Genomic DNA, 10,511 nt, shown 5'->3' with positions numbered 1-10,511 from the left:
GAACGTGCTCAATCTGAGCTATGGCATGTACGCAAAGGCGGGCTATAGCCCGAACCAGATCGGATGGGCTCCTGAGGAAGCCTCCATCATCTCATACGCCACCAAAGGAACAGCCGTTGTCTCGAAGGCAGCGGGTAACGACTCGGTTGCCGTGGGCGGCGTCACGAGCGGCCAGCAGGACTATCTCGACCTTGCTCTGGTCGGCAAAGCCTCGGCGATCTTCGTCGGCGCACTGTCCACCAACGGCACGACCTCCAACAAGGCCCAGCTTGCCTGGTATTCCAACTACGCCGGCTCCAACACGGCTGTGCAGAGCCATTTCCTCGTCGTGGGTGTCACCGGCGACAAGACCGGCCTTTACGGCACGTCCTTCGCCGCGCCGATCATTTCCGGCTACGCGGCGATCGTTGGCAGCAAGTTCACCAAGGCAACGCCGACCCAGATCACCAACCAGTTGCTCAAYACSGCCCGYACCGACACGCTGGYCAACTATAGYGCCKCCGTCTATGGCAAGGGCGAGGCAAGCCTTTCGCGCGCCCTGGCTCCCCTGGCCATCAAGTAGGGGAGCGACGCTGGTATTTGATTAGGTTTCAAGTGCCTTTGCGGCGCGTTCGAGCAGCGCGCCGCGATCCGGTGCAAATCCGGCTTCGATCCATTCCGCCTCGAGGTTCTTGAGGATTTCGCCCAGTTTCGGCCCCGGCGTTGCGCCGAGCGCCGCCAGATCGGCGCCTTTCAGCGGAAACACCGGTTTTTCCCATTTGAGCGCAAAGGCAAGCAGGCGCGAAAAGCCGCCCGCTTCGAGCAGCGCGTCATTGTCCTCGACCGCGCGCACCCGCGCCGCGGCAAGCGACAGCCGCAGGCGATCGACAAACCCTTGCCGGTCGCCACGATAGAGCCTTTTCGCCAGTTCGCCCTCGGTCGTTTTCGACTCGACGGCAGTTGTGAGTGCCCAGTGGCGCAAACGGTCTGATTCCGCGGTCGAAAACCTCAGCCGCTCGGCGAGCGTCTTCATGCGCGCGGCATCGGGCGGCACGATCGCTTCGAGCCGCAGCATCGGATCCGCCACCCAGCCCAAATCCTTCTCGGCCTTGGTCAGCCCATGGATGGCGTCGATGCCCCATTTCTCGCTTTCCGGCAGCGCGGTGGTCAAAACGCTGGCCTGCCGCATCCACAGCAGCGCCCGCGACGGATCGGGCGCCGACAAAAGCTTCTTCAGTTCGGACCAGATACGCTCCGCCGAAAGTTGTCCGAGCCCCTCCTWCAGCCGGGCRCAGGCCTTCAGCCCCTCGGCGTCCGGCCGGCCTTCGCCATACCAGGCGAAGAAGCGGAAGAAGCGCAGGATGCGCAGATAATCCTCGCGGATGCGCGCTTCCGCATCCCCGATGAAGCGCAGCCGGCGCGCCTCGATGTCGGCGATGCCGCCGACCAGGTCGACGACAGTGCCGTCGGCCTCGGCGTAGAGCGCATTGATGGTGAAGTCGCGCCGCTCGGCATCCAGCTTCCAGTCGCGGCCGAACGACACCTTGGCGCGGCGGCCGTCGGTCTCGACATCGGCGCGCAAGGTGGTGATTTCATAGGGTTTTCCGCCGGCAACCACCGTGATCGTGCCGTGCTCTATGCCGGTCGGCACCGCCTTGAAGCCCTTCGCTTCGGCGCGGCGGATGGTCTCCTCAGGCAAACAGGTGGTGGCGATATCGATATCGGCAACCGGCTGGCCCATCAGCGTGTTGCGCACGGCGCCGCCGGCGACACGCGCCTCCTCACCGCCTTCAGCTAGGGCGGCAAGCAGGCGCTGCAAATGCTTGTCGGCGAGCCAGTCGGCCCTGCCCGCGATCGAAACACTCACGCATAGAGCCTTTCATAGAGCGTGCGGATGATGCCGGCGGTGACGCCCCAGATACGCCGGTCGCCATAGGGCATGTCGTAGAAGAACCATTCGAGATCGTTCCACATGCGGCTGTCGCGCTTGTGGTTCACCGGGTCCATCAGGAAGTGCAGCGGCACTTCGAAGGCGGCATCGACCTCCTCGGCGTTCAAGCTCAGCTGGAAGCCGGGCCGCACGATRCCCAGCACCGGCGCGATGCGGTAGCCACTGCCGGCGACGTAGTCGGGCATGCGGCCGATGATCTCGATACGGTCCTGGTCAAGGCCGATCTCCTCGAAGGTCTCGCGCAATGCTGCGGCTTCCGGACTGGCGTCGGTGGCGTCGATGGTGCCGCCGGGAAAGGCCACCTGCCCCGAATGGCTGCGCAGCTTTTCGGCCCGTTTGGTCAGCAAAACCGTCGCCTCGCCGTCATGATCGACCACCGGGATCAGCACCGCGGCATTGCGCAGCGCCTTGCCCTGGTTGAGCCGCGGATGACCCGGATTGAAGCGATGGTCGCCATAGTCGTCGCCGGCATGCGCCTGCGGCTGCGCGGCAAAGCGCGCACGAAAATCCGCCGATGAAAACGGCGACAGTGATACCTGGTCCATCATGCGCTGAGCCGTTTCAACTGGTCCGCCGGCATGATCGGAAACACCGCGCCTTTCGAGCGCACGGCAAACATCGTCTTGCCGCCGATTTCGATCTCCTCGCCATGCCCGACCAGTTCATACATGACAGGCCGCCCGACCAGCGCCTCCAGCCGGCCGCGCACCAGCACATAGGGCTTCAACCCGCCGGTCTCGTTCTCATCGACGAAGCGCAGCGGCCGCTCCGGCCCGGCTTCGACCACGTCGCCGACATTGGTGCGGAAGGTGATGATCTGTTCATCGCCACTGCCCGAAACATCCATTTCGACGGCGATGAAAGGCGCGTCGGCGACGCGGATGCCGACCTTTTCCACAGGCGTCACCAGATAGGTCCTGCCGTCCGCATCCTTGCGCAGCACGGAGGAGAAAAGCTGTACCAGCGGCATGCGGCCGATCGGCGTGCCCAGGTAGAACCAGGTGCCGTCGGCCTTGATCTCCATGTCGAGATCGCCGCAAAAGTCGGGATTCCAGCGCTCGACGGGCGCCGCGCCCTTGCCGGCACGCGCCGCGCGCGCGATCAACGCCTCCAGGCCGCGCGCCTCGGTGGCGCTCGTAAGGCTTTGTTCGCGATGTTCGTCGTGTTCCGCCATCGTCACGAAATAGTCACTGTTGTTCCGCTTGTCAGCCTAAGTCTGTGATTTAAGTTCGACCATAGGCGCTACGCGAGGCCGAATCGCGGCAACCTATGATATGATGCGGGCCGGTATTTCCAACCAAAGGGATCGATGCGGCATGAGCGTGATGGTCAAGGAAAGCCCGATCAGCGAGAAGGACATGGTCGCCGAGGCCGAGAAGGCGCTGGCCGACATTTCCAGGATCCGCGACGGGGTCGGCCGGGTGATCTTCGGTCAGGAGAACGTCGTCGAGCGCACGCTGGTGGCAGTGCTGGCCGGTGGCCATGCGCTGCTGGTCGGCGTTCCCGGCCTCGCCAAGACCAAGCTGGTCGAAACGCTGGGCGTCGTGCTCGGCCTCGATTCGCGCCGCATCCAGTTCACGCCCGACCTGATGCCGTCCGACATCCTCGGCTCCGAGGTGATGGAGCAGGACGAAACCGGCAAGCGCTCCTTCCGCTTCATCTCCGGGCCCATCTTCGCCCAGCTTTTGATGGCCGACGAGATCAACCGTGCCTCGCCGCGCACCCAGTCGGCGCTGCTGCAGGCCATGCAGGAATACCATGTCACCATTGCCGGCGCCCGCTATGACCTGCCGGCGCCCTTCCATGTGCTGGCGACACAAAATCCGCTGGAGCAGGAAGGCACCTATCCGCTGCCCGAAGCCCAGCTCGACCGCTTCCTGATGCAGGTCGATATCCTCTATCCCGAGATCGAGGCCGAGCGCCGCATCCTGCTGGAGACCACCGGCATCGAGGACGCCAAGGCGCAGAACGTGCTGCAGCCGGCACGGCTGAAGGAAATCCAGACGCTGATCCGCCGCATGCCGGTGCCTGAAAGCGTGGTCGAGGCGATCCTGACCCTGGTGCGCTCGGCGCGCCCGGGGCAAGGCAATGCCGAGACCGACAAGCATGTCGCCTGGGGTCCCGGCCCGCGCGCCAGCCAGGCGCTGATGCTGTGCACGCGCGCTCGCGCGCTCTACGATGGACGGCTGGCGCCATCGGTCGACGATGTGCGGGCGCTGGCCGAGCCGGTGCTGCAGCACCGCATGGCGCTGACATTCGCCGCCCGCGCCGAAGGCACCAGCGTACGCGATGTGGTGGCGAAGCTCGTGAAAGGAATTTGATGGCGCGCATCGGCGAGGTCCAGGCTCCGGCAGCGACGCGCGACGCGCTCGCCCGTGGCCGGTTGCGGGCTTCGCTTGTGCCCGACCTGCTGGTCGAGGCCCGACGCATCGTCAACACCGTGATCGCCGGCTGGCATGGCCGCCGCAAGCGCGGCATCGGCGAGAATTTCTGGCAGTTCCGGCCCTATGTCGAAGGCGATTCCTCGCGCATCGACTGGCGCCGCTCGGCCCGTGACGACCACACCTATGTGCGCGACCGCGAATGGGAAGCCGCCCATACGGTCTGGCTGTGGGCCGACCCCTCGCCGTCCATGCTCTATAAATCGACCGGCGCCAGCGTTTCCAAGCAATCGCGCGCGCTGGTGCTGGCGCTGGCCATGGCCGAATTGCTGTCGCGCAGCGGCGAGCGCATCGCCTGGCCTGGCCTCACCGACCCCTTCACCGCCCGCAACGGCGCCGAGCGTATCGCAGCCCAACTGATGCATGCCGGCGACTTGCCGGCCAAGCCTGACCTCACAGACATCAGGCGCTTCTGCGACATCGTCATCGCCAGCGATTTCCTCGATCCCGTCGAGGAGACGATGGAATGGCTCGACGTGCTCGCCCGCCATGGCGTGCGCGCGCATCTGATCGAGGTTGCCGACCCGGCCGAGGAAACCTTCCCCTATGCCGGCCGCACCGAATTCACCGATCCCGAGACCGGCGACAAGCTGACCGCCGGCCGCGCCGAAATGCTCGGCGACGAATACCGCCTGCTCTACACCGCCCGCCGGCAGGAGCTGGCCGCCTGGTGCAAGCGCCTCGGCTGGAGCTTTACCGTCAACCACACCGACCGGCTGGCGTCCGACGCGCTGGTGCGCCTGCACATGGCAATGACCGCCGATGGCGGCTATGCCGGTAGCGGCCGTACCGGTCAGCCCGGGCCGACCGCCAGTGGTGGTCGTGCCGGCATGATCGCCAGCGGCGATCAGCCAGGAAAGGCGGTCGCATGAGCTGGCTGCCGCTCTCCTTTGGCGCCCCCATGGTGCTGTGGGGCCTGCTGGCGTTGCCGGTAATCTGGTGGCTGCTCAGGCTGACGCCGCCCAAGCCGCAGGCCGAGATCTTCCCACCGCTGAAGATCCTGGCGCGCGTGCTGAAGCGCGAAGAGACGCCGCATCAAAGCCCCTGGTGGCTGACGCTGCTCAGGCTGCTGATGGCGGGGCTCATCGTCGCGGCCCTTGCCGAACCGGTGTTCAACCCGCGCGAAAAACTGCCGGCCGAGGGTGCGGCCCTTGCGCTGGTCATCGACAATGACTGGGCCAGCGCCGCCGACTGGAACAAGCGCGTCGCCACCGCCGAGCGGCTGATCAAGGACGCCGGCTCGAACGGCGTGCCGGTCATCATCGCCTTCACCGCCGAAAAGGCCAATGCGGAGATCGGTCCCTTCGATGCCGCCGCCGCACTCGACCGGCTGCGCGCCGCCAAACCGCGGCCGATCCCGACCGACCGGCCCGCCGTATATGCCCGCGTCGCCGGCGTGCTGGAGAGCTTGCCCGGCGCCAGCGTCGCAGTGCTGGCCGATGGCCTCGCGGCCAAGGGCGACGAGGCAGCCTTCAACACGCTGTTGTCGAAAAATGCCGCCCGTGTCGTCTGGGCCGTTGCCGACCGGCTTTCGCTGACCGGCCTGACCAGCGCCGACAACCAGGTCGACGGCTTTGCGCTCACCGCCATCCGCGCGCCCGGCGACCCGGCGCCCGAACAGGTCACCGCCGGCGCCTTCGACGACAAGGGCCGCCGCATCGCCGATGCAACGCTGACCTTCGCGCCGGGCGAAGCCACCGCCACCGGCACGATGGCAGTGCCGTTCGAACTGCGCAACGACTTCGCCTCGATCGCGCTCGACGGTGAGCGCCAGGCGGGTGCGGTGCGCGTGCTCGACGAAAGCTCCAAGCGCCGCCGCGTTGGGCTGCTGTCGCAGGCCGAGGCCGACCAGGCGCAGCCGCTTCTGTCGCCGCTCTACTACATCAGGCGGGCGCTGCAGCCTTTCGCCGATCTGGTCGAGCCCTCCAGCGCCGACCTCGCCGACGCCATCCCGCAGATCCTCGACCAGAAGCCGGCGATGATCATCATGGCCGACGTCGGCACCATTCCCGCACAAGTCCGGCAAAGGCTGGTCGACTGGGTCGACAATGGCGGCACGCTGGTGCGTTTCGCCGGCTCGCGGCTCGCGGCCGCCGGCAATGATGACGATCTGCTGCCGGTCMGSCTGCGCAYCGGCGAGCGYTCGCTGGGCGGCGCATTGTCATGGACCTCGCCGCAGCCGGTCACCGAATTTCCCAAGGCAGGCCCCTTCGCCGATCTGGCGCCGCCGACCGAGGTGACCGTGAGCAGGCAGGTGCTGGCCGAGCCGACACCCGATATCGTCGAGCGCACCTGGGCGGCTCTTGCCGACGGCACGCCGCTGGTCACCGGACTGAAGAAAGGCAAGGGCACGCTGGTGCTGTTCCACGTCACGCCCGAGGCGACATGGTCGAACCTGCCGATCTCCGGCAGCTTCGTCGAGATGCTGCGCCGCATCGTCCAGCTGTCGCGCAACCAGGGCGCGGCGATCGCCAATGCCGAAGCTGCCGCCACGTCGCTGGCGCCCTACCGCATGGTCGCGGCCGACGGCTCGCTGGTGCCGCCGACGCCGGATGCGCGGCCGCTGGTGCCCGGCGCCGGCGCGCTGCCGGTGACCTTCGAGAACCCGCCCGGCCTCTACGGCTCCGAGACCGGCGTCTTCGCCCATAATTTGCTCGACGCTGCCAGCACGTTTGCGCCGCTGGCGCGCCCGCAAATCGCTGTTCCGGTCACCACGATCCAGTATGCCTTCGACGAATCGCGCAATTTGAAGGGTTCGCTGGTCGCAGCCGCCCTGGTGCTGATGCTGCTCGACACGCTGGCGGTGTTCTGGATGGGCGGCCTGTTCTCGCGCCGGCCGCGCCGCGCCGGTGCCGTGGCAACCACCGCAGCGATCCTGATTGCGCTTGGCGCACTGTTCGGCCATGCCGATTTCGCCCGCGCCGACGATGCCAAGCCGGGCGACGATGCGGCCGTCGAGGCGATTTCGAAGACCCGCATCGCCTATGTGCTGACCGGCGTGCCGGGCGACGATTCGATCAGCCGCGCCGGGCTCGAAGGCCTGACCCGCTTCCTGATCGAGAAAACCGCGCTCGAACCCGGCGCACCGGCCGGCGTCGATATTTCAAAGGACGAACTGTCCTTCTATCCGCTGATCTACTGGCCGATCGATCCGGCCGCACCGATGCCCAGCCAGGCGGCTATCGCCCGCATCGACGCCTATATGCAGCAGGGCGGCACGGTGCTGTTCGACACCCGCGACCAGTTCGCCAACGGCATCGGCGCCGATTCCACCAGCCCGGCGACCGAGCGGCTGCGCGACATCCTGGGTAACCTCAACGTGCCRCCGCTGGAGCCGGTGCCGTCSGACCATGTRCTGACCAAATCCTTCTTCATCCTGCCGGAATTTCCCGGCCGCTTCGCCGGCAGCCCGCTTTGGGTCGAGGCATCGCTCGACGCCAGCAATGCCGACAACCGTCCGGTGCGCACCGGCGACGGTGTTTCGCCGATCATGATCACCGCCAATGATTTCGCCGGCGCCTGGGCGGTCGACGAGAATGGCGACCCGCTGCTGCCGACCGTGCCGAACGACCCGATGCAGCGCATCTATGCGCTGCGCGCCGGCGTCAACATCATGATGTACATGCTGACCGGCAACTACAAATCCGACCAGGTGCATGTGCCGATACTGCTCGAACGGCTGGGGCAGTAAGATATGAATTGGTCGATCTCCTTCGAACCGCTGATCTCCTGGCCGCTGCTCGCTTTGGTGCTGGTGCCGCTGGCGCTGCTTGCCCTTATAGGCCTGTGGTTTCGCCAGCGCGGCGGTGTCCTGCGCTTCGTCGCCCTGCTGGCGCTCGCCGCCGCTTTGTTCAACCCGGTGTTCCTCAATGAGGAGCGCGAGCCACTGAAGAGCGTCGTCGCGCTGATCGTCGACCGCAGCCAGAGCCAGGACATTGGCGATCGCACCAGGCAGACCGATGAGGCGGTGGCCGGGCTGCAGCAGCGTCTTGGCCGCTTCAAGCAGTTCGACGTCCGCGTCGTCGAGGCCGGCAAGCCCGACGCCGCCGAGGAGCGCACCGAAACGCGGCTGTTCGGCGCGCTGGAAGGCGCCTTCCGCGACGTGCCGCCATCGCGCATCGGCGGCGCCATCATGATCACCGACGGCGAGGTGCATGACGCGCCCCCGGCCGCGCCCGATTTCAACGCCCCGCTGCATGCTTTGATCACCGGCAACGACCACGAAAAAGACCGCCGCATCCGCTTCGAGAACGCGCCGCGTTTCGGCATCGTCGGCAAGCCGCTCGACATGACCTACCGCGTCATCTCGACGGAAAACGAGACCGGCCCGGTCGATGTGCGCGTCTCGGTCAATGGCGAGCAGGTCTCGGTCGAGCATGCAACCGTCGGCCAGCCCATGCCGCTGCAGGTGACCATCCCCGGTGCCGGCCGCAACATCRTCGARCTCKCCATCGACCGCGAACCGGGCGAACTGACCGACACCAACAACCGCGCCATCGCGCTGGTCGACGGCATCCGCGAGAATYTGCGTGTGCTGCTCGTATCGGGCGAACCGCATGCGGGCGAGCGCACCTGGCGCAATCTCTTGAAATCCGACGCCTCGGTCGATCTCGTCCATTTCACCATCCTGCGGCCGCCGGAGAAGCAGGACGGCACGCCGATCAACGAATTGTCGCTGATCGCCTTCCCGACCCGCGAGCTGTTCGTCGAGAAGATCAAGGATTTCGACCTCATCATCTTCGACCGCTACCAGCACCGCGACGTGCTGCCGATCCTCTATTACGACTACATCTCCGAATATGTCGAAAAGGGCGGCGCGCTGCTGATCGCCGCCGGCCCCGAATATGCCGGCGAGGCTTCGATCGCGCGCACCCCGCTGATGTCGGCCCTGCCGGCAATGCCGACCGGCGAAGTGGTTGAAAAGGCTTTCTACCCGCGTCTCACCGACCTCGGCCAGCGTCATCCGGTGACCCGCGGCCTCGACGGTTCGGCCACCGAGCCGCCGCACTGGAGCCGCTGGTTCCGCACCATCGGCGTGCAGAATCCGCAAGGCGAAGTGGTGATGAAGGGCGCCGACAACCGGCCGCTGCTGCTGCTCGACCGCAAGGGCGAAGGCCGCGTCGGCATGCTTCTGTCCGACCAGGGCTGGCTGTGGGCGCGCGGCTTCGAGGGCGGCGGTCCGCATGTCCAGCTTTATCGCCGCATCGCCCATTGGCTGATGAAGGAACCCGAGCTCGAGGAAGAGCGGCTGACCGCCGAGGGACGCGGAATGGTGCTGGAGATCCGTCGCCAGACCATGGCTGACGATCCCGGCCCGGCGCAGATCATCACCCCCTCCGGCAAGACCGTGACCGTCAAGCTCGACAAATCCGAACCAGGTGTCTTCCTCGGCAGCGTCCAGACCAGCGAGATCGGCCTGTTCCAGGTCGCCAATGGCGATCTCACCGCGCTCGCCCATGTCGGGCCTGTCAACGCGCCGGAATTCGCCGACGTCGTCTCCACCGAAAACCGGCTGAGGGCACCGGCTGAGGCCACCGGCGGCAGCGTGCGCCGGCTGGCCTCGTCCACGGCCCTCGGCAGCGACGTGACCTTGCCTTCCATCGTGCCGGTGCGCTCGGCCGGCGAAGCCTCGGGCAGCGACTGGATCGGCCTGCGCACCACCGACGACAGCGTGCTGAAGGCCGTCTCGCGCGTGCCGCTGTTCGGCGGCTTCCTCGGCCTCGGCCTGCTGCTGCTGGCGATGGGTTCGATGTGGTACCGCGAGGGACGGTGAGAGCCTCTTCCTTCTCCCCTTGTGGGAGAAGGTGGCCTCGCGAAGCGAGGTCGGATGAGCAACTGTGTTTTCAGGCTTTGTCTGGACACCAGGGTTGGTTGTGTCGAAGCATGGCGCTGAGGATGGTCATAATCTTTCGGGCCACGGCGACGATGGCGACCTTTGGTTGCTTACCGTTGGCAATGAGACGCTGGTGGAAGGCTCTGAGTACGGGATTTGAGCGGCTGGCGGTGAGCGCTGCCATGTAGACCACCCTGCGCAGAGCATGCCGGCCGCCCCAGATGACGCGGCGACCTTTGAAGGTGCCGGTATCGAAGTCGTAGGGCGCCAGACCGGTAAGCGCTGCAATCTCGCGTCGCGAGGCCTG

General features: G+C 66.4%; 9 protein-coding genes. 5 read left to right on the top strand and 4 right to left on the bottom strand.

Going from position 1 to position 10,511, the window contains the following annotated elements:
• The coding region (locus tag AC1DX0_RS23815; RefSeq protein ID WP_477357059.1) for a S8 family serine peptidase at positions 1-562 on the top strand (562 nt) is incomplete at its 5' end.
• A 21-nt stretch (positions 563-583) separates the two neighbouring features.
• Here the strand turns inward: AC1DX0_RS23815 and AC1DX0_RS23810 are convergent.
• Genes AC1DX0_RS23810 through AC1DX0_RS23800 form a run of 3 tightly spaced genes read right to left on the bottom strand, consistent with a single transcriptional unit; the run spans position 584 to position 3,104 of the window.
• Positions 584-1,846, bottom strand: coding sequence for a CCA tRNA nucleotidyltransferase (locus AC1DX0_RS23810; RefSeq protein ID WP_477357057.1), 1,263 nt, complete (start codon positions 1,844-1,846; stop codon positions 584-586).
• The gene (locus AC1DX0_RS23805) at positions 1,843-2,475 is read right to left on the bottom strand and encodes a CoA pyrophosphatase (protein WP_477224139.1); all 633 of its coding nucleotides are present in this window, start codon (positions 2,473-2,475) and stop codon (positions 1,843-1,845) included. The genes AC1DX0_RS23810 and AC1DX0_RS23805 overlap by 4 nt, the downstream gene beginning before the upstream one ends.
• Positions 2,475-3,104 carry a DUF1285 domain-containing protein gene (locus AC1DX0_RS23800; protein ID WP_477224140.1) on the bottom strand — a complete coding sequence of 210 codons (630 nt, stop codon included), beginning with the start codon at positions 3,102-3,104 and terminating at the stop codon, positions 2,475-2,477. The genes AC1DX0_RS23805 and AC1DX0_RS23800 overlap by 1 nt, the downstream gene beginning before the upstream one ends.
• 142 nt (positions 3,105-3,246) lie before the next feature.
• Here AC1DX0_RS23800 and AC1DX0_RS23795 point away from each other — a divergent pair, with 142 nt between their 5' ends.
• Genes AC1DX0_RS23795 through AC1DX0_RS23780 form a run of 4 tightly spaced genes read left to right on the top strand, consistent with a single transcriptional unit; the run spans position 3,247 to position 10,144 of the window.
• A complete protein-coding gene (locus AC1DX0_RS23795) occupies positions 3,247-4,251 on the top strand; it encodes an AAA family ATPase (protein WP_477224130.1) in 1,005 nt (334 codons plus the stop codon).
• On the top strand, positions 4,251-5,243 hold the full coding sequence (locus AC1DX0_RS23790; RefSeq protein WP_477224131.1) for a DUF58 domain-containing protein: 993 nt from the start codon (positions 4,251-4,253) through the stop codon (positions 5,241-5,243). Before AC1DX0_RS23795 ends, AC1DX0_RS23790 begins: the two co-directional genes overlap by 1 nt.
• On the top strand, positions 5,240-8,062 hold the full coding sequence (locus AC1DX0_RS23785; RefSeq protein ID WP_477357055.1) for a DUF4159 domain-containing protein: 2,823 nt from the start codon (positions 5,240-5,242) through the stop codon (positions 8,060-8,062). Before AC1DX0_RS23790 ends, AC1DX0_RS23785 begins: the two co-directional genes overlap by 4 nt.
• A gap of 3 nt (positions 8,063-8,065) precedes the next feature.
• Positions 8,066-10,144 (top strand): hypothetical protein, encoded by a 2,079-nt coding sequence (locus tag AC1DX0_RS23780; protein WP_477357053.1) that lies wholly within the window; start codon positions 8,066-8,068, stop codon positions 10,142-10,144.
• Positions 10,145-10,214: 70 nt separating this feature from the next.
• Here the strand turns inward: AC1DX0_RS23780 and AC1DX0_RS23775 are convergent.
• Positions 10,215-10,511: transposase (locus AC1DX0_RS23775; protein ID WP_477357051.1), on the bottom strand; the 297-nt coding region annotated here is incomplete at its 5' end.

The sequence above is a fragment of the Mesorhizobium sp. P3_A9 genome, assembly GCF_056402975.1.
This window is presented reverse-complemented; position numbering and strand designations above follow the sequence as displayed.

What these genes read in the sequence shown, in the direction of transcription:
- AC1DX0_RS23795 (WP_477224130.1), top strand. Translation starts at nt 3,247, where the DNA reads ATGAGCGTGATGGTCAAGGAAAGCCCGATCAGCGAGAAGGACATGGTC.
- AC1DX0_RS23800 (WP_477224140.1), bottom strand. Translation starts at nt 3,104, where the DNA reads ATGGCGGAACACGACGAACATCGCGAACAAAGCCTTACGAGCGCCACC.
- AC1DX0_RS23790 (WP_477224131.1), top strand. Translation starts at nt 4,251, where the DNA reads ATGGCGCGCATCGGCGAGGTCCAGGCTCCGGCAGCGACGCGCGACGCG.